Raw genomic sequence first — 23,306 nt, forward strand, 5'->3', positions numbered from 1 at the left:
TTGAAACGAGTGCAGCGGCATTTTTGTGGCGGAAACGCTCAATCTCGCCACATTGCAGCGCCGAAACAGTCTGGCGGTCCGTCCGATAGAAATCGGACGGCCTGAATCTTCTTGTTTGACCATGATCTTTTCCGAAAACCGGTACCCACTTCTTGCTACGCTGACCTTCGGTTTGGGATCATGGTCTAGAGGTTTCGCCCCATGGCCAGGTACTTCTCGCGGCGCTGCTCACGAAAATCGGTGTTGGCGCCCGAGAATTCCTTCATCGATTTGGCGATGAGATCGCCGGTGGCGGCAATCACCGTCTCCGGGCCACGATGGGCGCCGCCGAGCGGTTCGGGAATGATGGCGTCGATGATCTTCAGCTCCAGCAGATCCTGGGCGGTGATCTTCATATTGGTCGCCGCATCCTTCGAGCGGGTGGTGTCGCGCCACAGGATCGAGGCGGCGCCCTCCGGCGAGATCACCGAATAGATGGCGTGTTCGAGCATGTAGACGCGGTTGGCGGTAGCGATAGCGATGGCGCCGCCCGAGCCGCCTTCGCCGATGACCACCGAGATCGACGGCACCTTCAGGCCGAGACAGGCCGAGGTCGAGCGGGCGATGGCTTCCGCCTGGCCGCGCTCCTCGGCATTGACGCCGGGGTAGGCGCCGGCCGTGTCGACCAGCGTCAGCAACGGGATATTGAAGCGGTCTGCGAGTTCCATCAGCCGCACCGCCTTGCGGTAGCCCTCCGGCCGCACCGAGCCGAAATTATGCCTCAGCCGGCTGGCCGTGTCCGAACCCTTTTCCTGGCCGATGATCGCGACCGGCTCGCCGCGGAAGCGGGCGAAGCCGCCGACGATCGCCTGGTCCTCGCCGAAATTGCGGTCGCCAGCAAGCGGCGTGAAATCGTTGAACAGGCCCTTGATGTAGTCGACGCAATGCGGTCTGTCCGGATGGCGCGCCACCTGCACCTTCTGCCACGGGGTCAGCGCCCTATAAGTGTCGCGCAATGCGTCGCGCACGCGTTTCTCGAGACGGCTGATCTCATCGCCGACATCGACCGCCTCGCCATTCTCGGCGAGCTTCTTCAGCTCGACAATCTTGCCTTCGAGATCGGCAACCGGCTTTTCGAAATCGAGGTAATTGTACATTCTTGAGCGGACCGATAAGCCGGGAGGCAATGACTGACGGAACCTGGGAAATAGAGGCTCCGGGCGGTGGAACGTCGCCCTCACATAGCGATATGACGTCTAGTCGGCAAGCGGATGATGATCGTTGACCAGCCGCACCAGCCGCTCCTCCAGCACATGCGTGTAAATCTGCGTCGTTGAAATATCGGCATGGCCAAGCAACTGCTGCACGGCCCTGAGATCGGCGCCGTTCTGCAGCAGATGGCTGGCGAAGGCATGGCGCAGCACATGCGGCGATATTTTCGCCGAGGCGATGCCGGCGCGCGCGGCAAGGCCCTTCAGGTCGCGGGCGAAGACCTGCCTGGAGAGATAGCCGCTGTCGCTTGCTGCCGGGAAAAGGAACGGGCTATCTGCGAAAGCCGGCACCGTGGCCCGGGCAGCGAGCCAGGCCCGCATCGCCATGCGCGCCTTTGCCGACAGCGGCACCATGCGTTCCTTGTCACCCTTGCCGCGCACCATGAAGAAACGATCGTCGCGCAGCGCCACCGTCACCGGCAGGCCGACCAGTTCGGAGACGCGCAGGCCGGTGGCGTAGAGCACCTCGACCAGCGCATGCAGGCGCAACGCCGCCAGCCTGTCGCCATCGTTCAGCGAGGCGTCAGCTGCCTCTTGCGCCGCACGGTCGATCAGCCGGCCGGTGTCGGCCTCGCTCATCGTCTTCGGCAGCGGCCGGCCTTTCTTCGGACTGTCCAGGGTTCCGGTCGGGTCGTCGCGGCGCAGGCCTTCAGCATAGAGGAACTTGAAGAACTGGCGGATCGCCGACAGTTTGCGTGCCTGCGAGGTGGCGGCAAAACCGCGCGCGGCGACATCGTCGAGATAGGCGCGGATATCGGCGGCGGCGGCACAAGCGAGCCCGCCGTCGATCCCGGCCGAAGCGTCTTCGAGGTCGCGGCGATAGCTGGACAGCGTGTTTTCGGCAGCGCCGCGCTCGGCACTCATCATTTCCAGAAAGGCTTCGATGCGGGCCGCGCTGTTCATTTCTCGGGTCAGTTTTTCTTGATTCAGTTCTTCTGGGGATTCAGCTTTTCGGGAGGAATGCGTACGCTCATCTCGGCCTTTCTCGGCTCGACGAACATCGCCAGAGCGAACATCGCGCCATAGACAATGCCGGCCAGAATCGTGAGCGTCACGACAAAGCGAAACAGTGTCGGCATCAATTTTCGCCCGTCTGCTTGTTCTGCGTTTCCAAACCCTGTGCCCTTATGAGACGCCAATCCGGCCAATTCAAGGGCGAAGCTCGGATGACGCACGACCGCGCCACGCTTGACGCAAACAGGCTTTTGATGTCGATACGCCGGCAAAGAGGGCCTAAGCAGGCATTCGTGGGCTGGCCCATGAATGCCTGCTTGGATTCTTTGGTTGTCGCAGGTTCTTGTCGCAAAACCCTGGGACAGTTTTGCGGAACCTGCCTCGAAACATCATGGTGTCATGAACGCGCTACCAACAAATCCTCCTGATGAGAGCCATGCCGCGCTGCTCGGCCGGCTGGGCAACCGTTCCATCGTCTTTGTCGGCCTTATGGGCGCCGGCAAGACGGCGATCGGCCGCAAGGTGGCGGCGATCCTGGGACTGCCTTTCATCGACAGCGATCAGGAAATCGAAAGCGTGTCGCGCATGAGCGTCCCGGAATTGTTCGAACGCTATGGCGAGACCGAGTTCCGGGCGCTGGAGCAGCGCGTCATCCTGCGCGTGCTGGAACACGGGCCTCAGGTGCTGTCGACGGGCGGCGGCGCCTTCATGAGCGCGCAGACGCGGGAGGCCATTGCCGGCCATGGCGTGTCGGTATGGCTGAAGGCCGAGATCGACCTCTTGATGGACCGCGTTTCCAAGAAGCAGAACCGGCCGCTCCTGAAAAGCGCCGATCCCCGCGCCGTGATCGAGCGGTTGATGGCCGAGCGCTATCCGGTTTACGCAGCCGCAGATGTCACCGTGCCGACCCGCGACGATCGCAAGGAGGTCATTGCGGCCGAGGTGGTGAACGAGCTTTGCGGATATTTCGGCGTTGCAGCCGCGACAGGCGAGGTGCGCTCGTGAGCAGCAATGCGACCGTCACCGTCGAAGTCGGGCTCGGCGATCGTGCCTATGATATATTGATCGGCTCCGGCCTGCTTTTGCGCGCCGGCAGCGAGATTTTGCGCCGCCTGCCCGGCGCGCGCGCCGCCGTGGTCACCGACGTCAACGTCGCCGCCGCCCACCTCGAGACGTTAAAGGCCGGCCTCGAAAAGGGCGGCACCCAGCCTGCCGTCATCACGCTGCCGGCTGGGGAAAAAACCAAGAGTTTTGCGCATCTCGAAGAGGTGGTGGACGGCGTCCTCGCCGCAAGACTGGAGCGCGGCGATGTCGTCATCGCGCTCGGCGGCGGTGTCATCGGCGATCTGGCCGGCTTTGCCGCCGGCATCGTGCGCCGCGGCATGAATTTCGTGCAGATCCCGACTTCGCTGCTGGCGCAGGTCGACTCTTCCGTCGGCGGCAAGACCGGCATCAACAGTGCGCGCGGCAAGAACCTCGTCGGCGTCTTCCACCAGCCGAAACTGGTGCTGGTCGATACCGAAGTGCTCGACACGCTGCCGATCCGGGAATTCAGGGCGGGTTACGCCGAACTCGCCAAATACGGGCTCATCAACCGCCCCGACTTCTTCGCCTGGCTGGAGGAGAACTGGGGCAAAGTGTTTGCCGGCGGCCCGCAGCGAGCCGAGGCCATCGCCGAAGCCTGCCGCGCCAAGGCCGATGTCGTCGCCCGCGACGAGTTCGAGACCGGCGACCGCGCGCTGCTCAATCTCGGCCACACGTTCGGCCATGCGCTCGAGGCCGCCACCCGATATGACAGCGCCCGTCTTGTCCACGGCGAGGGAGTCGCCATCGGCATGGCGCTGGCTTATCGCTTTTCGTCGCGCCTCAATCTGGCAAGTCCCGACGACGCGGCGCGCGTCGAGGCGCATCTTCGCGCCGTTGGCCTGCCTTGGCGCATGGCCGATATTCCGGGTGAACTGCCTGATGCCGAGGCGCTGCTCGCCTTCATCACCCAGGACAAGAAGGTGTCGCGCGGCGCGCTGACCTTCATCCTGACGCGCGGCATCGGCCAGGCCTTCATCGCCAGGGATGTGCCGGCGTCGGAAGTGCTGTCGTTTCTGAGGGAGAACCATCCGGGTCAGCCGAAAGGCAGCCCGGGTCAGCAGAAGAGCCGCCCGGGATGAACGAGGGCGGCTGGATCGTCGCTGGCGTCCTTGCCGGGCTCGGCCTGCTCGCCTTCGCCTTTCGCGCGCGCCTGCTCGCCGCCTTCGGCTATCAATTGCAGCGCATCGAGCCGCAGCATTCGAACCATGATGAAGCGCGCGGCGCCGTCGACGATTTTCGGCGCGGCGGCCAGGTGGTGCGCGAGGATCGCGCCCGCATCGGTCGCCTGTCCGATCTCGATGAGCTCGAAGTGTCCGATGTCATGGTCCATCGCACCAACATGCGGTCGGTCAATGCCGACAATCCGCCGGAAGCGGTGGTGCGCGAGATCCTGCAGAGCCCGCATACCCGCCTGCCGTTGTGGAAGGGCTCGCTCGACAACATCGTCGGTGTGCTGCACGCCAAGGACCTGCTGCGCGCGCTGAACGATGTCGGCAACGACTTTTCCCAGATCGACGTGATGAAGATCGCGACAAAACCGTGGTTCGTGCCCGACACCACGACGCTGCAGGAACAGCTCAACGCCTTTCTGCGCCGCAAGGCGCATTTCGCCATCGTCGTCGACGAGTATGGCGAGGTCGAGGGGTTGGTGACGCTGGAGGACATCATCGAGGAGATCGTCGGCGAAATCGCCGACGAGCACGATATCGACATGCAGGGCGTCAAGCAGGAAGCCGACGGCTCCGTTGTCGTCGACGGCACTGTGTCGATCCGCGACCTGAACCGGGCGCTCGACTGGAACCTGCCGGACGAAGAAGCCACCACCATTGCCGGTCTCGTTATCCACGAGACGCAATTGATTCCGGACGAGAAGCAGGCTTTCACCTTTCACGGCAAGCGCTTCGTCGTCATGAAGCGCGACAAGAACCGGATCGCAAGGCTGAGGATCAGGCCGGCCGGCGACATTTAAAGCGCGTGGCGTCTGAAAAGATTCACGCAACGCGCTTTAAATTCTTGTTTTTATGCATGTCGTTGTCCCAAAACCGCTGCGCACCCTCGGGTCAGGCCCGAGCGCATGCTTTTGGGCGACATGCATTAGTTCTGGTAGGTTCTGTCCCGGCTAACCAATCCTTGACTGGACGCTCGCCGCGCCGGCGTGCACTTTCGACTGGGCTGTCTGGAGATGACGGTGATCGATCGGCGAACCCTGCTTTTGATGTCGATGGCTTTGTTGCCGGCCAGCGCTCCGGCGGCATCGCGCCGGCGCTCGCCGTCTCCGCAAACCTTCGACTACGGACCGGCCAGGCTCGACATCTACTCGCTTGATGGCGCAAGCTCCCTGCCTGTGGTGCTTTTCATCCATGGCGGTGCCTGGCGGGCCGGCAATCGCACCAACGTCAACGTCAAGCCGGCCTTCCTGCTCGACAATGGCTTCTGCTTCGTCTCCATCGACTACCGGTTGCTGCCTAAGGCCGATGTCGCCACCCAGGCGGACGATGTCGAGCAGGCATATCGCTACGTGCGCGCCAACATCGCCAGATACGGCGGCGATCCGAACCGGATAGCGGTCATGGGGCATTCGGCCGGCTGCCATCTCGCCGCACTGACCGGGCTGCGCGGCGGTCTGCCCGACGTCGCGGCGCTGGTCCTGAACGACACCAGGGCCTATGACCTGGAGGCGCTTGCGAGGAGCGGCGGCATGACACCGGCCTATGCCCGGGCATTTCCCGACCCCGCGCAGTGGCGCGCGCTGTCGCCTGCCACCCATGTCGGGAGCCGCAAACATCCGCCGACCTTCATCGCCTATTCGCGCGCAGCGGGTCGTGCGGCAGCCTCACGGGCCTTCGCCGAGCGCCTGCGGGCGGCCGGAACGGAGGTGAGACTGTTCGACGGCAGCGCCTATTCGCACATGTCGATCAATCGCGATTTCGGCGACGAAGGCGACGCCTTGACCGGTGCGGTGATGATTTTCCTGAAGGCAGCGCTCGGATAGAGCGGTTCATCGTTTCACGGAAACGCCGAACCGCTCTATCTCTTTGTTTTTGCGCAATTCCCTAGGGAAAGCGCTATGCGCTTTTCCCGGGAAAACCGTTTCACACTTTTCCTGGAATTGCTCTAATGCCTACCACCTGGTCTTTTCGTCCGGCGCGGCCGGCTCGATCGCCAGCGCGTGGACACCAGCCTTCAACTCGTCGGCCAGCAATGCGTTGACCGCGCGGTGGCGCTCGATGCGGCTCATGCCGGCAAAGGCCGAGGAGACGATGCGGACGCGGAAATGCGTCTCGCCGGTACCGTCATAGGTGCCGTGATGGTCGGAGTCCTGATGGTGATGGCCTGCATGCAGATGGCTTTCGTTGATGATGACCAGCCGCTCCGGCGAGAACGCCTTCTTCAACTTGCCTTCCATCGTCGACTGTATGGACATTCGTACTTCCCTTCACCACATATGGCGGGCGCATGACCCCCGAAAATCGGCGCCCTTTGCGCGTCCGGAAGGACGCGCGGTGCCGCCGCCGCGACAAAATTCGCCGATCGCCCGCTTTATGCCGCGATTCAGCGGTTAGGGCGATCATCGCGAAAATGTCAATTCTTGTTTCGCACCGGCGAACAGCCCATAAATGGGTGAGATGAAACCGTATCCCAAATATTTCGAGAAAATCCGCATCCGCCCGGAGAAGGATGCGGAGCTGAAGTCGCGCTCGCCGATCTGCCAGTGGGACGGGTGCAAGGAGGCTGGCACCCATCGCGCGCCGGTCGGACGCATGAAGGAGGGCGAATATTTTCAGTTCTGCTTCGATCATGTGCGCGAGTACAACAAGGGCTTCAATTATTTCTCCGGTGTCCCCGATACCGAGATCGCCCGTTTTCAGAAGGAAGCGATGACCGGCCACCGGCCGACATGGAAGATGGGCGTTAACGGCGCCTCGACGCGCTCCTCGCCCGATTTCGCCCAGCAGCGTTCCGGCCGCGCCGGCTACTACAACCGCATGCGCGATCCGTTCGACCTGTTCAAAGGTCCGAAGGATCCGCGCGAAGCCCGCGAGCGCAAGGCCAAGCCGCTTGAGGCCAAGGCGCTTGAAACGCTTGGCCTTGATACAAAGGCGACTGGCACGGACATCAAGGCGCGGTATAAGGAACTGGTGAAACGCCACCATCCGGATGCGAATGGCGGCGACAGAGGTTCGGAAGACCGGTTCCGCGATGTGCTCCAGGCCTATCGCGTGCTCAAGCAGGCAGGATTGTGCTGAGCGACCTTACGGTTCGTGTCGTTTTCAAACTTTCATAAGGTTGGAAAAGGCTTTAAGACCGCCCCCGGACAAAATCGATTGCCGGCGAAATCAGGCGTTTCGCCCGTGGAGACGTTGATAAGATGAACAAGGTCGATCGCGACATCGCCAACCTGCCCGACACCACTGTGCCGGTGAAGGAGAAATTTGGCTTCGAGTCCAAGATGGTGGTGCCGGCCTATTCGGTGACGAGCGAGCATGTGCCCGACATCGACCCGGACTACCTGTTCGACAAGAACACGACGATGGCGATCCTCGCCGGCTTTGCCTACAACCGTCGCGTCATGGTGTCGGGCTACCACGGCACCGGCAAGTCGACGCATATCGAGCAGGTCGCCGCCCGCCTCAACTGGCCTATGGTGCGCGTCAATCTCGACAGTCATGTCAGCCGCATCGACCTCGTCGGCAAAGATGCCATCGTCGTCAAGGAAGGGCTGCAGATCACCGAATTCCGCGACGGCATCCTGCCCTGGGCCTACCAGCACAATGTCGCGCTGTGCTTCGACGAGTACGATGCCGGCCGTCCGGACGTGATGTTCGTCATTCAGCGCGTGCTGGAATCGTCCGGCCGGCTGACGCTGCTCGACCAAAGCCGGGTCATCCGCCCGCATCCGGCGTTCCGGCTGTTTTCGACCGCCAACACCGTCGGTCTCGGTGATACCACCGGCCTCTATCACGGCACCCAGCAGATCAACCAGGCGCAGATGGACCGCTGGTCGATCGTCACCACGCTGAACTATCTGCCGCACGACAACGAGGTGAATATCGTGCTGGCCAAGGCCAAGCACTATCGCGACGGCAAGGGCAAGGAGATCGTCAACAAGATGGTGCGTGTCGCCGACATGACGCGCTCGGCCTTCATCAATGGTGACCTGTCGACTGTCATGAGCCCGCGCACTGTCATCACCTGGGCCGAGAATGCCGAGATCTTCGGCGATATCGGCATGGCGTTCAGGCTGACCTTCCTCAACAAATGCGACGAGCTGGAACGCTCGCTGGTCGCCGAGTTCTACCAGCGCGCCTTCGGCCAGGACCTGCCGGAGAGCGCAGCGAACGTGGTGCTGGGCTAAGCATGGCTCGATTCCGATTTTCGGGGTCATGCTCCAAGGAATGATCGATGGCGGGTCCGGGCGACAACACGCGCAACAAGTCGAAGACGGGTTCTGAAGCCGACAGCTTCAAGCGCGCCGTCACCGTCTGCATGCGCGCGATTGCCGGCGACAAGGACCTCGAAGTCGGTTTCGCCAAGGATCGGCCGGCGCTCGCCGGCAGCCGCGCCCGGCTGCCTGAACTGCCGAAGAAAGCGTCCAAGGCCGACATCGCCATCACCCGCGGGCTAGGCGATTCCATGGCGTTGAAGCGCGCCTGCCACGACACGCGCATCCACACCAGGCTGGCGCCGGAGGGCAAACAGGCCCGCGCCATTTACGATGCGGTCGAGCAGGCTCGCGTCGAGGCGATCGGCTCCCGCGCCATGCAGGGCGTCGCCGACAACATCGGCTCGATGCTCGAGGACAAATACGCCAGGGCCAACCTCATCGACGTCAAGGACAAGGCCGATGCGCCGATCGAGGAAGCGCTGGCCCTGATGGTCCGCGAAAAGCTGACCGGCCGCGCCGTACCGAAGAGCGGCGAGCGGCTGGTCGACCTCTGGCGCCCGTGGGTCGAGGAGAAGGCAAGTGCCGATCTCGACGGGCTGTCGGCAAAGCTCGACGACCAGCAGGCTTTCGCCCGCGTCGTGCGCGAGATGCTGGCTTCCATGGAAATGGCCGAGGAACTCGGCGACGACCAGGAGACCGAAGACTCCGAGGACAATGACGAAAACCAGCCGCAAGGCGAGGACCAGAGCGAGGAGGGCGGCGAGGACGATTCCGGCTCCGAGCAGTCGCAGTCCGACGATACCGAGGCGTCGTCCGACGACGAGCAATCGGCCGAGACGGAGGCATCCGATGCCACCGCCGACGACCTGTCCGATGATGACGACGCCGATGCCGAGACACCCGGCGAGGCGCGCCGCAACGACAATCCCTTCACCAATCTGTCGAAGGAGATCGACTACAAGATCTTCACCACCGCCTTCGACGAAACGGTGGGTGCGGAGGACCTGTGCGAGGAAGAGGAATTAGATCGGCTGCGCGCCTTCCTTGACAAGCAGCTTGCCAACCTGTCGGGCGTTGTCGGCCGGCTGGCCAACCGGCTGCAGCGCCGCCTGATGGCGCAGCAGAACCGGTCCTGGGATTTCGACCTCGAAGAGGGTTATCTCGATCCGGCGCGGCTGGTGCGCGTCGTCATCGACCCGATGCAGCCGCTGTCCTTCAAGCAGGAACGTGACACCAAATTCCGCGACACGGTGGTGACGCTGGTGCTCGACAATTCGGGCTCGATGCGCGGCCGGCCGATCACGGTCGCCGCCACCTGCGCCGACATTCTGGCGCGCACGCTGGAACGCTGCGGCGTTTCGGTCGAGATCCTCGGCTTCACCACCCGCGCCTGGAAGGGCGGGCAGGCACGCGAGAAATGGCTGAAGGAAGGCAAGCCGCCGAACCCCGGCCGGCTCAACGATCTGCGCCACATCATCTACAAATCCGCCGACCATCCGTGGCGGCGGGCGCGCCGCAATCTCGGCCTGATGATGCGTGAGGGCCTGCTCAAGGAAAACATTGATGGCGAGGCGCTGCTGTGGGCGCACAACCGCCTGATCGCCCGGCCGGAGCAGCGCAAGATCCTGATGATGATCTCAGACGGCGCACCGGTCGACGATTCGACGCTGTCGGTCAATCCGGGCAACTATCTCGAACGGCATCTGCGCGCGGTGATCGAACTGATCGAGACGCGCTCGCCGGTCGAGCTTTTGGCCATCGGCATCGGCCACGACGTTACCCGCTATTACAGGCGCGCCGTCACCATCGTCGATGCCGAGGAACTGGCCGGCGCCATGACCGAGCAACTGGCCTCGCTGTTTGGCGAGGAAAGTACGCGGGACACGCGACGCGGCGGCATGCGGCGCGCCGGATGATTTTTTCGCGTGGCGGCTTTCGGCAGACGCTTTTCGCCGCCACAGCGCTGTTCGTTGCCGGCATCGCCCTGTCGCCTTGCATCGCCGCCGGCACCGCTTCGGTCGAGCCGATCGAAATCTCGGCACGGCCTATAGACCGGTTTCACATCGGCCGTGACGATAAGCGATTCGGCTCGCTCGAATTCGTCGGCGGGCTGGAAATGACCTCACCGTCACGCGATTTCGGCGCGCTGTCGGCGTTTCGCTTCCTCAAGCCCGGCAGTGATTTCATCGGCGTCGCCGACACCGGTTTCTGGTTCTTCGGCACCGTTACCCACAATGCCGAAAAGCGCCCGTCGGCCATCCAGAATTTCCGTATGCAGCAAATGGCCGACGAGGCGGGCCAGCTGATCGACGAGAAATGGCAGGTCGACTCCGAAGGGCTCGCGGTCAAGGACGGCATTGCCACAGTCGGCTTCGAGCGCGATCACCGCATTGCACAGTTCAAGATCGAACCGGGCGACATGAAGCCGCCGTTCAAGCAATTGGATTTCCTGATTCCAGCCTGGGAGCTTCGCCGGAATCGCGGCTTGGAGACCATCACGCACGCCAATCCTCACGGGCAGCACGAAGGCGGGCTGGTCGTTGTCTCGGAAAAGAGCCTCGACAAATCAGGCAACATCTATGCGGCTGTTATCGAAGGGCCGCACAAAGGCGTTTTCACCGTTAAGCGCAACGGCGATTTCGATATCACCGACGGCGCCTTCCTGCCGGACGGCGACCTCTTGCTTTTAGAGCGCAGCTATTCGATGGCCCGCGGCGTCAAGATCCGGCTGCGGCGCATCTATGGCGAGAGCGTCGAGAAGGGCGCCGTTGCCGACGGGCCGGTGCTGATGGAAGCCGACATGAGCTACCAGATCGACAACATGGAAGGGCTAGACGTCTGGACCCGCGACGACGGCGCGCTGATGGTGTCGCTGATCTCCGACGACAACCACTCGATGCTGCAGCGCAATCTCTACCTGGAATTTGTGCTGCACGAGGATTGAGAGGCGGTCGGCAAGGGACGGCCGATAACAAGTCTACAGCTTCGCGCCGGTTGCCGCAGGCTGGGGTCCGTTGGTCGCGATCCAGATGACGTGGCGCGCGCCGCGCTTGCCATTGGCGCGGACCTTGACTTCCTCGACCGCGAAGCCCGCCTGCTTGAGCCTGCGGGTAAAACCGCTGTCGGGTCCCTGTGACCAGACCGCCAGCACGCCGCCGGGCGTGAGCGCTGCTCTCGCGCTGATCAGCCCGGCTATACTGTAGAGAGCATCGTTGGCCTTGTGGACGATCCCGTCCGGCCCGTTGTCGACGTCGAGCAGGATGGCATCCCAGGCCGAGGCTTCCGATCGTATGAGTTGCCCGACATCCATTTCGCGAACAGTCACGCGCGGATCGTCGAGACAGCCGCCGAACACCGCCGCCATCGGGCGGCGCGCCCACGCCACGACGGCGGGCACCAACTCGGCGACAACGATACCGGCATCTGCGCCAAGCTCGGCGAGAGCGGCACGCAGCGTGAAACCCATGCCCAACCCGCCAATCAGGATTTTCGGCTGGCGACGGCCGGCAATCCTTTGGCAGGACAGCCGGGCCAGCGCTTCCTCGGAGCCGCTGAGGCGGCTGTTCATCAGCTCGTTCGAGCCGAGCATGATCGAGAATTCGGCACCGCGTTGTTTTAGGCGAAGCTCATATCCGCCGTCCGCCGTTTTCGCGGTACCGAGTTGGACCCATGGGATCATGCTCTAGAACCTGTGAGCATGATCTTTTCCGAACCGAAGGTCTGCGATAGCAAAAACCGGTTCCCACCTTCAGGGATCATGCTCTATGCCGCCAGTGCCGGCTGGCTCCAGCGAGCGGCAAGCAGCCGGTAGGGGATCAGCGCCACCACGGCGATGATCAGCTTCACGCCGAGGTCGCCGAGCGCCCATGACACCCAGCGCATGGTCTCGACCGGCAGCACGCCCATCAGCGGCGCGGTTTCGAGCGCGAAGCCATCGTTCGGGCCAGCGAAGGCGAAAGCCGCGGAAAAAGCGACGGTGAAGAACACGGCGGTGTCGAATACCGAGCCGACCAGCGTGCCGACGATCGGCGCCCGCCACCAGCTCTGCCGGCGCAGCCGGTTGAACACGGTCACGTCGAGCAATTGCGCGATCAGGAACGCGGTGCCGGAAGCCGCCGCAATGCGCACCAGCCGGTCGGCGGCCGTTTCGAACTCGATCAGACCGTAGCGGAACAGCAAGGGCGGGATGACGACCGAGCAGATCACCGCCGCCGTGAAGCCGACAAACACGATCCGGCGCGCCACGGCCGGACCGTAACGGCGGTTGGCAAGGTCGGTGACCAGGAAGGAGAACGGATAGGTGAAGGCGCCCCAGGTCAGAATGTCGGCCAGCGACAAGCCGCCGATCGCACCTTGCAGCGGGAACTGCACGAGGATGTTCGACGCCACCACGACAAGCGCCATGGCCGCAACAAAGGGCAGATATCGGGAGAAAAAACTCATTTTTTTATCCTGGGTAATGGAACCAGCGGGGTGTCATGCCGAGTTCGGACGACACTCCTTGGAAGGCGGTTGCCTGAAAAATTAAGCGGCCGGCTGTTCGGCAAGCTTCTTGGCGATCTGCTTCTTCAGCAGGCGCGCGCGCTGCGACAGCTCCTTGGCGTCGGCCTTGGCCAGGAACGCATCAAGGCCGCCGCGGTGCTCGACCGAACGCAGCGCGTTGGCCGAAATGCGCAGGCGCACATTCTGGTTCAGCGCTTCCGAGATCAGCGTCACATTGACGAGATTGGGCAGGAAGCGACGCTTGCTCTTGTTATTGGCGTGGCTCACATTGTTGCCGGACATGACTGCCTTGGCAGTGAGTTCGCAGGTGCGGGACATGGTTCTAAACCTTCAGTTCTCGGTCTGGCCAAACATTCGACCCGCGCCGGGTGGCGCGCGGTTTCGGTCAGGCGGCCTTATGGAAAAAGTTGGCGTTCCATAGTTGCATTTCGCCGATGCGTCAAGCTCCGGCTTGCGCGCGGGTGTGACGACGCCTTTCACATAAAGGCCGGAATTCAGCCTATAAGCGGTCGCACAAGGAGATACTCGGCCGGAGTTGTCCGCTTCCGCTGAAAAATCGAGGATCAATCCCCGCCATGCTTCGTTCGTCTCATGCTCTCCTTGCCTCGCTTGCCGTCGCGCTGCCGACGGCAGCGTCTGCTGCCACGCCACAATCCTTCAAGGGCGAGTATACGGTGTCGATCCTCGGCCTCTCGGTGGCAAAGGCAACCTTTTCCAGCAGTTACGAAGGCGATACCTATTCGATCGACGGCAGCGTCTCCAGCGCCGGCCTAGCCACAATCTTCGACGACACACGTGGCACGATCTCGTCAAAGGGCAAGATTTCGGGCAAGCAATTGCAGCCGCAAGCGTTCCACGCCGACTACAAGTCGGGCGAGAAGGCGTCGATGATCGATATCCAGTTCGCCAATGGCGCCGTTATCGCGACGAAGGTCGTGCCTGCGCCGAAGAAGCGCAATCCCAAGAATTGGATACCGCTGGGCGCCGGCCATCTCGCATCGGTGCTTGATCCGATGGCCGCCACCGTCATCCATGCCGATAGCCTCGACAAGGTCTGCGGGCGCACGGTGAAACTCTATGACGGCGAGATGCGTGCCAATCTGACGCTGACCTACGAGTCGAAAGGCTCGACCTCGGTGCGCGGCTACGAGGGCGATACCGTCACTTGCAGGCTGGGTTTTGAGCCAGTGGCGGGTTACCGCAAGAACCGCAAAGCTTTGAAGTACCTGAAGGATCGCAGCCGCATCATGGTGACGTTTGCACCGGTCGGCCAAACCGGCGTATATGCGCCGATCCACGCCACGGTCGGTACGAAAATCGGCACCCTCACCGTCAGCGCGGAGCGGTTCGAAGCGACAGAATAGGCGCGATCGCGCGCCGCCGGAGACGGACATGGGGCGCGCAACACTGATCGGCTTCTCGGCGATCGCCATGTGGGCGCTGCTGGCGCTGCTTACGGACGCCTCCGGCGCGGTGCCGCCGTTCCTGCTTTCGGCGATCACCTTCACGATCGGCACCGGCGTCGGGCTCGTCGCGCGGCTGTTCACGCCGGCCACCGACAGCAGCGAGAAGATACCGCCGCAAGTGTGGCTGATCGGCATTGCCGGCCTGTTCGGCTATCACTTCTTCTACTTCACCGCGCTGCGCAACGCGCCGGCGGTGGAGGCGAGCCTCATCGCCTATCTGTGGCCGCTGCTGATCGTGCTCGGATCGGCGCTGATGCCGGGCGAGCGGCTGGCCTGGAACCATGTCGTCGGCGCGCTGCTCGGCCTTGCCGGCACTGTCCTGATCGTCACCAAGGGTGGCGGGCTTGCCTTCGACGCACGCTATGCCTTCGGCTATGCAATGGCCGGCGTCTGCGCCGTGCTGTGGTCGTACTATTCGCTGTTGTCGCGCCGCTTTCCGTCGGTGCCGACCAGCATCGTCACCTGGTTCTGTGCGGCTACGGCAGCGCTTTCGCTTGTCTGCCATCTCATGCTGGAACAGACGGTGCTGCCTGTCGGCGCCGGCCAGTGGCTGGCCGTGCTCGGCCTCGGCCTGATGCCGGTGGGCGCGGCCTTCTACGCCTGGGATATCGGCGTCAAGCGCGGCAACATCCAGGTGCTGGGCGCGGCGAGCTATGCCGCGCCGCTGCTGTCGACGCTGGTGCTGATATCAGCCGGTTTCGCCGAGCCGTCTCTGCGGATACTCGCCGCCTGCGTGCTGATAACCGGCGGGGCAGCCCTTGCGGCGAAATCGCTGTTCTTGCGCAAGAGGGCTGCGAGCGAGGCAGAGGCGTGATGCCGTTTCCCGGCGGCATCGACGCCAACGCCAATGCGACGCTGCTGTTTTCGCTGGTGGCGGCGGTGATCTACGTCTTCACCATCGACATGCCGCCGACGCTTGCGCGTTCTGCGGTCAAGACGCTGGCCGTGGCAATGCTTGGCGTGCTGGCATCGCTGCAGGGCGGTCCGTGGCTGCTCGTAGCGGCGCTGACGCTCAGCGCCATCGGCGACGCGTTGCTGTCACGCGAGGGTGAAAAGGCTTTTCTCGGCGGGCTGGCCAGTTTTCTCGTTGCGCATGGGCTTTACATCGCGCTGTTCCTGCGCTTCGGCGACGGGGTCGGGCTGCTCTCGGCCGAGCCGTGGCGCGCGGCGATTGCTGTGGCAATGGCCGTGTTCGCGCTCGCCATGCTTTTTGCGCTCTGGCGCCGTGTCGGCCCTGCCTTGCGCCTTCCGGTCGGCGTCTATATCGCGGCAATCCTCGCCATGGCGATTTCAGCCCTCACCCTGAGTAATTTCTGGATCATCTGCGGCGCCGCGCTGTTCATGGCGTCCGACGGGCTGCTCGCCTCGGAAAAGTTCCTGCTGACCGCCATCTCGCCACACCGCGCCTGGATGCGCTACGCGGCCTGGATGCTGTATTACGCCGCCCAGATGGCGATCACGATGGGTTTCCTGCTGGGTTAGGACTCCAACCCGATTCGGCCAGTTCGAAGGCGGCGAAATCGAAGCCTGGCGCCACGGTGCAGCCGACCAGCGTCCACTCGCCCAGGCTGCGTGCCGATTGCCACCAGCCTGCCGGCACAACGATCTGCGGCCGCTCGCCCGCCGCCAATGCCGTGCCGAGCACCTGCTCGATCACTGGTCCGTTTTCCCGGTGCATCGACAGCGCCAGCGAAGCGGCGGCGTAAAAGTGCCAGACCTCGGCCGCGTCCTTGACGCGGTGCCAGGCCGACACTTGCTCCTGCTCCAAAAGGAAATAGATCGCGGTCGAATGGCCGCGCGCGCCCTCCGCGCCATCGCGGAAGGTCTCGGCATACCAGCCGCCTTCCGGATGCGGTTTCAGGCCGAGCGTTGCGATGATTTCGGCGGAACTGGGCATGATTTCCAGCACGTCGTGGTGTTCAGAAGTTGTCCTTGCGCTTGCGAATTTCGGCGAACACTTCGGCGTCGGAGGCTTTCTCCATGCCGAGATGCTTGCGGATTGCCGGGTCGTGCCAGCGCAGGAACGGATTGGTCGACAGTTCCTCGCCGATCGTGGTCGGCAGCGTTGGCTTGCCGTCGGCGCGCAGCGCCTCGATTTTCGCAGCGCGCTCCTTCAATGCCGAATTGGTCGGGTCGACGGTCAGCGCGAAGCGGGCGTTGGAGAGCGTGTATTCATGGCCGCAATAAACGACCGTCTCGGCCGGAAGTGCCGCGAGCTTTTTCAACGAATCGTACATCACCGGCGGCTTGCACTCGAACAGCCGGCCGCAGCCGAGCGCGAACAGCGTGTCGGCGGTGAACGCCACTTTCGATGCCGGCAGATGATAGGAGACATGGCCTGCCGTGTGGCCGGGCGTGGCGATCACGTCGATCCTCTCGTCGCCGAGGTGGATGACCGAACCTTGCTCGACGGTTTCGTCGATGCCGGGGATTTTTGCCTTTTCCGCTTCCGGTCCGACAATGCGCAGCTTGAAGCGCTCCTTCAGCGCCAGATTGGCCTCGACATGGTCGACATGGTGATGGGTGGTCAGGATCATCGTCGGCGTCCAGCCGGTACGCTCGATCGCGACCAGGATCGGCGCCTCCTCGGGCGCGTCGATGATCGCGGTCTGGCCGCTTTTCGGGTCATGCACCAGCACACCGAAATTGTCGCTGCGGCACATGAACTGTTCGATTTCAACCGGCATGGCGTTCTCTCCACTAGCGCGCCGTGCGTCCAGTTGGACGCACAAAGGACGCTCTAAACACTTTTATCTGCTGCATCGTGCTTTCCGAAATCGAAACCGATTTCGGGCCGATGCAGTAGTCGCCGCAGACATAGGGCGCTTGCCCGCGGATGTCATCCGCGTTTGTAGAACTTGGCGCCTTTGTTGAACTTGGACAGCATCGAAGATACCGTCCCGCGCATGCATTCCGACATCGTCGACCTTCGCTCCTTCTATTCGACCACGCTCGGGCGATTGGCCGAACGCTCGATCACCATGGCGTTGTCCTCGATATGGGCTGTCGTGCCCAATGAGCGGCTGGTCGGCCTCGGTTACACCTTGCCGTGGCTGGAGCGGTTCGGCACCGACGCCGAGCGCGTCTTTGCCTTCATGCCGGCAACGCAAGGCGCGGTGGTCTGGCCGGCTACGGGGCCGACCGCGACCGCACTGGTCTTCGATGAGGAATTGCCGCTGGTCGATGCCTCCATCGACCGCATGCTGCTCGTCCATTCACTCGAACATGCCGAGAACCCGCGCGAGACGCTGAACGAAATCTGGCGGGTGCTGTCGCCCGCCGGCCGCGTCGTCATCGTCGTGCCCAACCGGCGCGGTGTCTGGGCCCGTTTCGAGCATACGCCGTTCGGCAGCGGCCGGCCGTTTTCGCGCGGCCAGCTCACCGAATTGCTGCGCGAAGCAAACTTCACGCCCGCGGCCTGGTCCGACGCCCTGTTCTTCCCGCCATCGCGGCGACGCTTCATGATGCAGTTCCACAATGTGCTGGAGCGCGCCGGCCGCAGGTTCTGGCCGATCTTTTCCGGCGTCATCGTGGTCGAGGCGCAGAAGCGGCTCTATCAGGGCGTGCCGGTCGTCCAGCGCGCCTCTCGCCGCGTCTTCGTGCCGGTTTTCTCGCCGCATGGCGCCACAAGGCTCGGCCGGATATCGCCGACCGGGAACGCAACATTGCCGGGCCGTCGATGACATGTTCGTGATCGGAATCGCAGTTTTTCTCACCTATCTGTCGAGGGCGGGTTAGGTACCCGATTGAGTCGACATGTTCATCGGTTCCAGCACCGCTTCCGAATTGAAGGACTTCACCAATGGCTGATTATCCGGATGTCGAAGCCAGCGCCAAGCCGGTTGCCGCGTCGATCGAAACCAGCAGCCTGCGTGACCAATTGGCGACCATCAAGCTGGCGCTGGGGACCTCGCCGATCCGCAAACACCTGCTCTGGGCCTGCGTCGGCATAGTCGCCGTCATTGTGGCAACCTCGATTGGGCAGGTTCTGCTCAATCGCTGGAACGAGCCCTTCTACGATGCGCTGGCTCGGCGCGACATGCAGGGCTTCCTGCACCAGCTTCTGGTCTTTGCCGCCATCGCCGGCGGGCTTGTGGTGCTCAATGTCGGCCAGACCTGGCTCGACCAGACGATCCGGCTGAAGCTGCGCGAGGCGTTGACCCTCGATCTGATCGGTGAATGGATGCGGCCGGCCCGCGCCTTCCGGCTCGCCAACGCCGGCGCCATCGGCGTCAACCCTGACCAGCGCCTGCAGCAGGATGCCGGGCATCTCTCCGATCTTTCCACCGGTCTCGGCATAGGGCTGTTGCAGTCGTTCATTCTGCTTGTTTCGTTCGTCGGCGTCCTATGGTCGCTGTCTTCGGGCTTCGTCTTCCATATCGGCGGCTATTCGCTGGCCATTCCGGGCTACATGGTGTGGGCCGCGATCCTCTATGCCGGCACGGCCTCCTGGCTGAGCTGGCTGGTCGGACGGCCGCTCATCCGCTTCAACAGCGACCGCTATACGCGTGAAGCGGAGCTGCGCTCCTCGGTTGTCCGCGTCAACGAGAATGTCGATGCCATCGCGCTTGCGCACGGCGAGGCCGACGCGAGACGACGGCTCGAGCTCGACCTCGGCACGGTGCTGGGCGCGATGCGGCGCATCTACAGCGCCCAGATCAATCTTTCCTGGGTGACCGATACCTATGGCTGGATCACTGTCGTCGCGCCGATCCTCGTCGCCTCGCCGGTCTATTTTGCCGGCGATATCAGCTTCGGCGGGCTGATGATGGCAGTCGGCGCCTTCAACCAGGTGCATGCCTCGTTGCGCTGGTTCATCAACAATATCGGCGGTATCGCCGATTGGCGCGCCACGCTGATGCGCGTCGCCGATTTCCGCATCGCGCTCGTTGAAACGGATGTGCTGCACGATAGCGAAGAACGCATCACGATCGGCGAAAACCCGAATGGCAGGCTGACATTCGAGAACCTCGAGGTCGCGTCGCGGGATGGATGTACGAAGCTCGCCGAGCCCCATATCGAAATCCGCGCCGGCGAGCGCGTCATGATCACCGGAGATCCGCGCGCCGGCAAGACGCTGTTCTTTCGCGCCATTGCCGGTCTGTGGCCGTGGGGAAGCGGGCGGATCGGCATGCCGGCCGGAGAGGTGCCCGCCTTCGTTCCCCGAAAACCCTATTTCCCGCTCGGCACGCTGCGCGAAGTGCTCGACCACGCCGATGCGGCGGTTAGCGACGCCGAGATCTCGGCGGTGCTTGCCGAGGTCGGTCTCGGGCGTCTGTCGTCCTCGCTCGACCGCTCGGCGCGGTGGGAGCGCGAATTGAGCGATGACGAGCAGCGCCTGCTTGCCTTTGCCCGGCTGGTCTTGCGGCAGCCGAAATGGGTGATCATCGACGAGGCCTTGGACACGTTCGACGGCGCGACGCTGAGGCGGGTGCTGTCGATGCTGGAGGCGCGTCTGGCCGACGCCGCAATCCTCAACATCGGCCGAGGCCAGCAGAACATTGAATTCTTTCCACGCTCATTGGCGATCGTGAAAGACATCGAGCGACCGGCTCTCAAGCCAGTCCGTGTCAGGGCCGGCGCGATCGAACCACCCCCGGCCGTCACCGCAGCCTACCAAGAGACGTAGCCGGCCATACGCCGGCAAGCTTTATTTCGCCGTGATCGCAGCGAAAGATTGCCGGTATCGTTCGGAAGTCTGCGGCGTTGGACCCATGCTTGACGCGCTTAAAGTGCGTCCCGGTGAAGAGATTCAAGAGATTCATGCGACACGCTTTAAGCCTCTGTTTCTATTCATGTCGTTACCCCAAAGCCGCTGCGCACTTTTGGGCGACATGCATTAGCCTGCTTGCCTGCCTTGCCTGCGCTCAGGCAGCACCACTGGCCGCGCCCGCCGATGCCATTGCAGTGGACGTCGAACTGGTGCTGGCGGTCGACATTTCGCACTCGATGGACGAAAAGGAATTCGCGCTGCAGCGCGCCGGCTATGTCGAGGCGCTGCGCCACCCCGACTTCATCAATGCGGTGCGTTCGGGCGTGACCGGCCGCATTGCGCTGGCCTATTTCGAATGGGCAGGCACCGTCCGCGACGATGCGGTCATTGCCTGGCAGGTCATCGACAATGCTGAGAGCGCTAACGCTTTCGCCGACAAGATCGAGGCGCGCCCGTTCAGGAGCTTTCGCGGCACCTCGATTTCCGGTGCGCTCGCCTTCGGCGCCAAGCTTTTGGATGGAGCCGCTTTCGACGCGACGCGCAGCGTCATCGACATTTCAGGCGATGGCCCCAACAATACCGGGATGCCCGTCACCACGACACGCGACGCCGCGGTGGCAAAGGACATCGTCGTCAACGGCCTGCCGATCCTGATCAGCCCGTCGCCCAGCTTTAGCCATCTCGACCGGTACTATGCCGAGTGCGTTACCGGCGGGCCAGGTTCCTTCGTGCTGCCGGTCTATGCCGCTTCCGAATTCGTGACCGCCATACGCCGCAAGCTGGTCCTGGAGGTCAGCGGTGTTGCCGGTCCCAGGGCCGCTCCCGCGACACTCCGGGTCGATGCGGCAACGCCGGTCGACTGTTTGCAAGGCGAGCGCGGCCGCCAGTTTTTCTCCGATCCGTATTTTCCGGAGCTTGATCGCTAGCTAGACTTGGTCGATGAATGGCGAACAGTCGCAGATGGTCTCCGGACTCTTGCCGGCCGCGCGCCATATGCGACGGCCGTTATCGCTTCAGCAGGAACACCGCTTGCTGGCCAAAGAAATTCCAGAACCACCAAGGCATCGACAGGCCGATTTTCTGGCCATTGGCGTCGAGCGCGGTTGCCTTTTCTACCGTTGCGCCGAGCTCTTCGCAGAGATTGACGAAGTCGCGGATGGTGCAGAAATGGATGTTGGGCGTGTCGTACCAGGAATAGGGCAGGTCCTTGGTCACCGGCATCCGCCCTTCGACGAACAGCGAAAGGCGCACCCGCCAGTGGCCGAAATTGGGGAAGGAGACGATGGCGTGCTTGCCGATCCTAAGCAACTCGTCGAGCACCAGCTTCGGGTTGCGGGTCGCCTGCAAGGTCTGCGACAGGACGACGAAATCAAAACCCTTGTCGGGATAGAATTTGAGGTCCTTGTCGGCGTCGCCCTGGATGACGGACAGGCCGCGCGCCACGCATTCGTTGACGCCGCGCTGCGACAGTTCCATCCCACGGCCGTCGACCTGCTTCGTTGCCTGCAGCAATTCGAGCAGCAGGCCATCACCGGAGCCGACGTCCAGCACCCGCGACTGCGGCGGGATGAGATCGGCGACGACTTCGAGGTCGACGCGCTGGGCGTGGTTGACACTCATGATCGTGGCTTTTGCTTGGCGCATGACCTTGATCCGAAAAGTCTGCGCCTTTTCAGGATCATGCGCTGAGCCCCCTGGCGCGAGCCGCCGAGGCGATGAAGCCGTTGATGGCGGCAAACAGCTCCGGCTCGTCGAGCAGGAAGGCGTCGTGGCCGCGATCGGTCTCGATCTCGACGAAGGACACCGAGGCGCCGGCCGCGTTCAACGCGTGAACGACCGAGCGGCTCTCCTCGGTCGGGAACAGCCAGTCGCTGGTGAAGGAGACCAGGCAGAAACGGGTTCTGGTGCCGGCAAAGGCGTCGGCCAGCCGGCCGCCATGATCGGCGGCGAGATCGAAATAGTCCATCGCCCGGGTCATGTAGAGATAGGAGTTGGCGTCGAAGCGGTCGACGAAGGTCATGCCCTGATGGCGCAGATAGCTCTCAATCTGGAAGTCGGCGTCAAAACCAAAGGTGAGCGCTTCACGGTCCTGCAGGTTGCGGCCAAACTTCCGGTGCAGGGCCGCTTCCGACAGATAGGTGATGTGAGCGGCCATGCGCGCCACAGCCAGGCCCTTTTCCGGGCGCCTGCCCTGCTCGAAATACTTGCCGCCATGCCAGTCCGGATCGGCCATCACCGCTTGCCGGCCGACCTCATGGAAGGCGATGTTCTGCGAGGAATGGCGCGCGCCAGTGGCGATCGGCAGTGCTGAGAAAACGCGCTCCGGATAGCTCGACGCCCATTGCAGCACCTGCATGCCGCCCATCGAGCCGCCGAGCACCGAGAACAGTTTTTCGATGCCGAAATGGTCGACCAGCATCAACTGCGCCCGCACCATGTCGCGGATGGTGATGATCGGCAGGTCGAGCCCGTAGGGCTTGCCGGTGGCTGGATTGGTCGAGGCGGGGCCGGTCGAGCCGAGACAGCCGCCGATGACGTTTGAGCAGATGACGAAGAAGCGGCTGGTGTCGATGATCTTGCCGGCGCCGATCAGCACTTCCCACCAGCCCGGCTTGCCGGTCACTGGATTGGTGCTGGCGACATGCTGGTCGCCGGTCAGTGCATGGCAGACGAGGATGGCGTTGGAGCGGGCGTCGTTGAGCGTGCCGTAAGTCTTGTAGGCGATCTGGAACGGTGACAGCAGCGTGCCGGCATCGAGCTTGAGCGGCTTGTCGGCACCGAAACGCAACACCGGGCTCGACGGCTCGTCGGCCTCGTTGTTGGTTCTTTTAGTGCGCAGCGCGACCATCGCATCCTCTTACATTAACCCATCGCGCTTTCCGAAAGTCGATTCCGATTTTCGGGTCGATGCGACTGTCCGGCCGGCTACGGACAACAAAAAACCGACA

The 23,306-nt window shown here is 63.1% G+C and carries 25 protein-coding genes; 14 read left to right on the forward strand and 11 right to left on the reverse strand.

Annotation, left to right across the window (positions count from 1 at the left end; genetic code table 11):
* Window positions 1–185: 185 nt before the first annotated feature.
* The 3 genes from AC0L3L_RS05980 to AC0L3L_RS05990 form a co-directional block, all read right to left on the reverse strand.
* Window positions 186–1,136 carry an acetyl-CoA carboxylase carboxyltransferase subunit alpha gene (locus tag AC0L3L_RS05980; protein WP_473636907.1) on the reverse strand — a complete coding sequence of 317 codons (951 nt, stop codon included), beginning with the start codon at window positions 1,134–1,136 and terminating at the stop codon, window positions 186–188.
* Between the two features lie 99 nt (window positions 1,137–1,235).
* Complete coding sequence (locus AC0L3L_RS05985) at window positions 1,236–2,153, reverse strand: site-specific tyrosine recombinase XerD (protein WP_473636908.1); 918 nt, start codon at window positions 2,151–2,153, stop codon at window positions 1,236–1,238.
* Window positions 2,154–2,176: 23 nt separating this feature from the next.
* Complete coding sequence (locus AC0L3L_RS05990; protein WP_095493454.1) at window positions 2,177–2,329, reverse strand: histidine kinase; 153 nt, start codon at window positions 2,327–2,329, stop codon at window positions 2,177–2,179.
* A 274-nt stretch (window positions 2,330–2,603) separates the two neighbouring features.
* Between AC0L3L_RS05990 and AC0L3L_RS05995 the strand changes: the two genes are divergently transcribed.
* The 4 genes from AC0L3L_RS05995 (at window position 2,604) to AC0L3L_RS06010 (ending at window position 6,282) form a co-directional block, all read left to right on the forward strand.
* Window positions 2,604–3,209 carry a shikimate kinase gene (locus tag AC0L3L_RS05995; protein WP_473636909.1) on the forward strand — a complete coding sequence of 202 codons (606 nt, stop codon included), beginning with the start codon at window positions 2,604–2,606 and terminating at the stop codon, window positions 3,207–3,209.
* Complete coding sequence (gene aroB, locus AC0L3L_RS06000) at window positions 3,206–4,369, forward strand: 3-dehydroquinate synthase (RefSeq protein WP_473636910.1); 1,164 nt, start codon at window positions 3,206–3,208, stop codon at window positions 4,367–4,369. The genes AC0L3L_RS05995 and aroB overlap by 4 nt, the downstream gene beginning before the upstream one ends.
* Window positions 4,366–5,259, forward strand: a complete 894-nt coding sequence (locus AC0L3L_RS06005; protein ID WP_473488099.1) for an HlyC/CorC family transporter — start codon at window positions 4,366–4,368, stop codon at window positions 5,257–5,259. Before aroB ends, AC0L3L_RS06005 begins: the two co-directional genes overlap by 4 nt.
* A 219-nt stretch (window positions 5,260–5,478) precedes the next feature.
* Window positions 5,479–6,282 (forward strand): alpha/beta hydrolase, encoded by an 804-nt coding sequence (locus AC0L3L_RS06010; protein ID WP_473636911.1) that lies wholly within the window; start codon window positions 5,479–5,481, stop codon window positions 6,280–6,282.
* 129 nt (window positions 6,283–6,411) lie between these two features.
* Here the strand turns inward: AC0L3L_RS06010 and AC0L3L_RS06015 are convergent, their stop codons facing one another.
* The gene (locus AC0L3L_RS06015) at window positions 6,412–6,714 is read right to left on the reverse strand and encodes a BolA family protein (RefSeq protein WP_077372975.1); all 303 of its coding nucleotides are present in this window, start codon (window positions 6,712–6,714) and stop codon (window positions 6,412–6,414) included.
* 193 nt (window positions 6,715–6,907) lie between these two features.
* Between AC0L3L_RS06015 and AC0L3L_RS06020 the strand changes: the two genes are divergently transcribed.
* The 4 genes from AC0L3L_RS06020 to AC0L3L_RS06035 all read left to right on the forward strand — a co-directional run bounded on the left by AC0L3L_RS06020 (window position 6,908) and on the right by AC0L3L_RS06035 (window position 11,620).
* Window positions 6,908–7,537 carry a J domain-containing protein gene (locus AC0L3L_RS06020; protein ID WP_473546905.1) on the forward strand — a complete coding sequence of 210 codons (630 nt, stop codon included), beginning with the start codon at window positions 6,908–6,910 and terminating at the stop codon, window positions 7,535–7,537.
* 122 nt (window positions 7,538–7,659) lie between these two features.
* Window positions 7,660–8,646 (forward strand): cobaltochelatase subunit CobS, encoded by a 987-nt coding sequence (gene cobS / locus AC0L3L_RS06025; RefSeq protein ID WP_258121816.1) that lies wholly within the window; start codon window positions 7,660–7,662, stop codon window positions 8,644–8,646.
* A 47-nt stretch (window positions 8,647–8,693) separates the two neighbouring features.
* Window positions 8,694–10,592, forward strand: coding sequence for a cobaltochelatase subunit CobT (gene cobT / locus AC0L3L_RS06030; protein WP_473636912.1), 1,899 nt, complete (start codon window positions 8,694–8,696; stop codon window positions 10,590–10,592).
* Window positions 10,589–11,620, forward strand: coding sequence for an esterase-like activity of phytase family protein (locus AC0L3L_RS06035; RefSeq protein WP_473636913.1), 1,032 nt, complete (start codon window positions 10,589–10,591; stop codon window positions 11,618–11,620). The genes cobT and AC0L3L_RS06035 overlap by 4 nt, the downstream gene beginning before the upstream one ends.
* 33 nt (window positions 11,621–11,653) lie before the next feature.
* On the opposite strand, the gene AC0L3L_RS06040 is transcribed toward AC0L3L_RS06035, so the two are convergent.
* The 3 genes from AC0L3L_RS06040 to rpmB form a co-directional block, all read right to left on the reverse strand.
* Complete coding sequence (locus tag AC0L3L_RS06040) at window positions 11,654–12,355, reverse strand: spermidine synthase (RefSeq protein ID WP_473636914.1); 702 nt, start codon at window positions 12,353–12,355, stop codon at window positions 11,654–11,656.
* Between the two features lie 83 nt (window positions 12,356–12,438).
* Entirely contained in the window at window positions 12,439–13,119 is a 681-nt protein-coding gene (locus AC0L3L_RS06045) for a queuosine precursor transporter (protein ID WP_029348632.1), read from the reverse strand.
* An 81-nt stretch (window positions 13,120–13,200) separates the two neighbouring features.
* Window positions 13,201–13,497 (reverse strand): 50S ribosomal protein L28, encoded by a 297-nt coding sequence (gene rpmB, locus AC0L3L_RS06050; RefSeq protein ID WP_023797188.1) that lies wholly within the window; start codon window positions 13,495–13,497, stop codon window positions 13,201–13,203.
* Between the two features lie 257 nt (window positions 13,498–13,754).
* On the opposite strand from rpmB, the gene AC0L3L_RS06055 reads away from it, so the two are divergent.
* From AC0L3L_RS06055 to AC0L3L_RS06065, 3 genes are read left to right on the forward strand one after another with little or no spacing between them, the layout of a single operon-like run.
* Window positions 13,755–14,543: a DUF3108 domain-containing protein gene (locus AC0L3L_RS06055; RefSeq protein WP_473488105.1), complete on the forward strand. Its 789-nt coding sequence runs from the start codon at window positions 13,755–13,757 to the stop codon at window positions 14,541–14,543.
* A gap of 28 nt (window positions 14,544–14,571) precedes the next feature.
* On the forward strand, window positions 14,572–15,459 hold the full coding sequence (gene yddG / locus AC0L3L_RS06060; protein ID WP_473488106.1) for an aromatic amino acid exporter YddG: 888 nt from the start codon (window positions 14,572–14,574) through the stop codon (window positions 15,457–15,459).
* Window positions 15,459–16,127: a lysoplasmalogenase gene (locus AC0L3L_RS06065; RefSeq protein ID WP_473636915.1), complete on the forward strand. Its 669-nt coding sequence runs from the start codon at window positions 15,459–15,461 to the stop codon at window positions 16,125–16,127. Before yddG ends, AC0L3L_RS06065 begins: the two co-directional genes overlap by 1 nt.
* On the opposite strand, the gene AC0L3L_RS06070 is transcribed toward AC0L3L_RS06065, so the two are convergent.
* Together AC0L3L_RS06070 and gloB are read right to left on the reverse strand one after the other, a co-directional pair.
* On the reverse strand, window positions 16,102–16,542 hold the full coding sequence (locus AC0L3L_RS06070) for a cupin domain-containing protein (protein WP_473636916.1): 441 nt from the start codon (window positions 16,540–16,542) through the stop codon (window positions 16,102–16,104). The two genes, AC0L3L_RS06065 and AC0L3L_RS06070, sit on opposite strands and share 26 nt — an antisense overlap.
* Window positions 16,543–16,564: 22 nt before the next feature.
* Window positions 16,565–17,332, reverse strand: a complete 768-nt coding sequence (gene gloB / locus AC0L3L_RS06075) for a hydroxyacylglutathione hydrolase (protein ID WP_473636917.1) — start codon at window positions 17,330–17,332, stop codon at window positions 16,565–16,567.
* A gap of 219 nt (window positions 17,333–17,551) precedes the next feature.
* Here gloB and AC0L3L_RS06080 point away from each other — a divergent pair, with 219 nt between their 5' ends.
* From AC0L3L_RS06080 to AC0L3L_RS06090, 3 genes are all read left to right on the forward strand, one after another.
* Entirely contained in the window at window positions 17,552–18,328 is a 777-nt protein-coding gene (locus tag AC0L3L_RS06080; RefSeq protein WP_473488135.1) for a class I SAM-dependent methyltransferase, read from the forward strand.
* A 119-nt stretch (window positions 18,329–18,447) separates the two neighbouring features.
* The gene (locus AC0L3L_RS06085) at window positions 18,448–20,274 is read left to right on the forward strand and encodes an ABC transporter ATP-binding protein/permease (RefSeq protein WP_473636918.1); all 1,827 of its coding nucleotides are present in this window, start codon (window positions 18,448–18,450) and stop codon (window positions 20,272–20,274) included.
* Between the two features lie 209 nt (window positions 20,275–20,483).
* Complete coding sequence (locus AC0L3L_RS06090; protein ID WP_425294106.1) at window positions 20,484–21,284, forward strand: DUF1194 domain-containing protein; 801 nt, start codon at window positions 20,484–20,486, stop codon at window positions 21,282–21,284.
* Between the two features lie 79 nt (window positions 21,285–21,363).
* Here AC0L3L_RS06090 and metW read toward each other — a convergent pair whose 3' ends face one another.
* Together metW and metX are read right to left on the reverse strand one after the other, a co-directional pair.
* On the reverse strand, window positions 21,364–21,978 hold the full coding sequence (metW, locus tag AC0L3L_RS06095) for a methionine biosynthesis protein MetW (RefSeq protein WP_023797197.1): 615 nt from the start codon (window positions 21,976–21,978) through the stop codon (window positions 21,364–21,366).
* A gap of 58 nt (window positions 21,979–22,036) precedes the next feature.
* Window positions 22,037–23,206, reverse strand: a complete 1,170-nt coding sequence (metX, locus tag AC0L3L_RS06100) for a homoserine O-acetyltransferase MetX (RefSeq protein ID WP_473636919.1) — start codon at window positions 23,204–23,206, stop codon at window positions 22,037–22,039.
* Window positions 23,207–23,306 lie beyond the last annotated feature (100 nt).

Source organism: Mesorhizobium sp. WSM4849 (genome assembly GCF_055811385.1).

Excerpts from the sequence above, each read along its gene's own strand:
- AC0L3L_RS06040 (WP_473636914.1), bottom strand. The coding sequence starts at position 12,355 with ATGATCCCATGGGTCCAACTCGGTACCGCGAAAACGGCGGACGGCGGA.
- metW (WP_023797197.1), bottom strand. The coding sequence starts at position 21,978 with ATGAGTGTCAACCACGCCCAGCGCGTCGACCTCGAAGTCGTCGCCGAT.
- AC0L3L_RS06070 (WP_473636916.1), bottom strand. The coding sequence starts at position 16,542 with ATGCCCAGTTCCGCCGAAATCATCGCAACGCTCGGCCTGAAACCGCAT.
- rpmB (WP_023797188.1), bottom strand. The coding sequence starts at position 13,497 with ATGTCCCGCACCTGCGAACTCACTGCCAAGGCAGTCATGTCCGGCAAC.
- AC0L3L_RS05980 (WP_473636907.1), bottom strand. The coding sequence starts at position 1,136 with ATGTACAATTACCTCGATTTCGAAAAGCCGGTTGCCGATCTCGAAGGC.
- AC0L3L_RS06005 (WP_473488099.1), top strand. The coding sequence starts at position 4,366 with ATGAACGAGGGCGGCTGGATCGTCGCTGGCGTCCTTGCCGGGCTCGGC.
- AC0L3L_RS05985 (WP_473636908.1), bottom strand. The coding sequence starts at position 2,153 with ATGAACAGCGCGGCCCGCATCGAAGCCTTTCTGGAAATGATGAGTGCC.
- cobT (WP_473636912.1), top strand. The coding sequence starts at position 8,694 with ATGGCGGGTCCGGGCGACAACACGCGCAACAAGTCGAAGACGGGTTCT.
- AC0L3L_RS06020 (WP_473546905.1), top strand. The coding sequence starts at position 6,908 with ATGGGTGAGATGAAACCGTATCCCAAATATTTCGAGAAAATCCGCATC.
- metX (WP_473636919.1), bottom strand. The coding sequence starts at position 23,206 with ATGGTCGCGCTGCGCACTAAAAGAACCAACAACGAGGCCGACGAGCCG.
- AC0L3L_RS06045 (WP_029348632.1), bottom strand. The coding sequence starts at position 13,119 with ATGAGTTTTTTCTCCCGATATCTGCCCTTTGTTGCGGCCATGGCGCTT.
- yddG (WP_473488106.1), top strand. The coding sequence starts at position 14,572 with ATGGGGCGCGCAACACTGATCGGCTTCTCGGCGATCGCCATGTGGGCG.
- cobS (WP_258121816.1), top strand. The coding sequence starts at position 7,660 with ATGAACAAGGTCGATCGCGACATCGCCAACCTGCCCGACACCACTGTG.
- AC0L3L_RS05995 (WP_473636909.1), top strand. The coding sequence starts at position 2,604 with ATGAACGCGCTACCAACAAATCCTCCTGATGAGAGCCATGCCGCGCTG.
- gloB (WP_473636917.1), bottom strand. The coding sequence starts at position 17,332 with ATGCCGGTTGAAATCGAACAGTTCATGTGCCGCAGCGACAATTTCGGT.
- AC0L3L_RS06080 (WP_473488135.1), top strand. The coding sequence starts at position 17,552 with ATGCATTCCGACATCGTCGACCTTCGCTCCTTCTATTCGACCACGCTC.
- AC0L3L_RS05990 (WP_095493454.1), bottom strand. The coding sequence starts at position 2,329 with ATGCCGACACTGTTTCGCTTTGTCGTGACGCTCACGATTCTGGCCGGC.
- AC0L3L_RS06065 (WP_473636915.1), top strand. The coding sequence starts at position 15,459 with ATGCCGTTTCCCGGCGGCATCGACGCCAACGCCAATGCGACGCTGCTG.
- AC0L3L_RS06055 (WP_473488105.1), top strand. The coding sequence starts at position 13,755 with ATGCTTCGTTCGTCTCATGCTCTCCTTGCCTCGCTTGCCGTCGCGCTG.
- AC0L3L_RS06085 (WP_473636918.1), top strand. The coding sequence starts at position 18,448 with ATGGCTGATTATCCGGATGTCGAAGCCAGCGCCAAGCCGGTTGCCGCG.
- AC0L3L_RS06035 (WP_473636913.1), top strand. The coding sequence starts at position 10,589 with ATGATTTTTTCGCGTGGCGGCTTTCGGCAGACGCTTTTCGCCGCCACA.
- AC0L3L_RS06015 (WP_077372975.1), bottom strand. The coding sequence starts at position 6,714 with ATGTCCATACAGTCGACGATGGAAGGCAAGTTGAAGAAGGCGTTCTCG.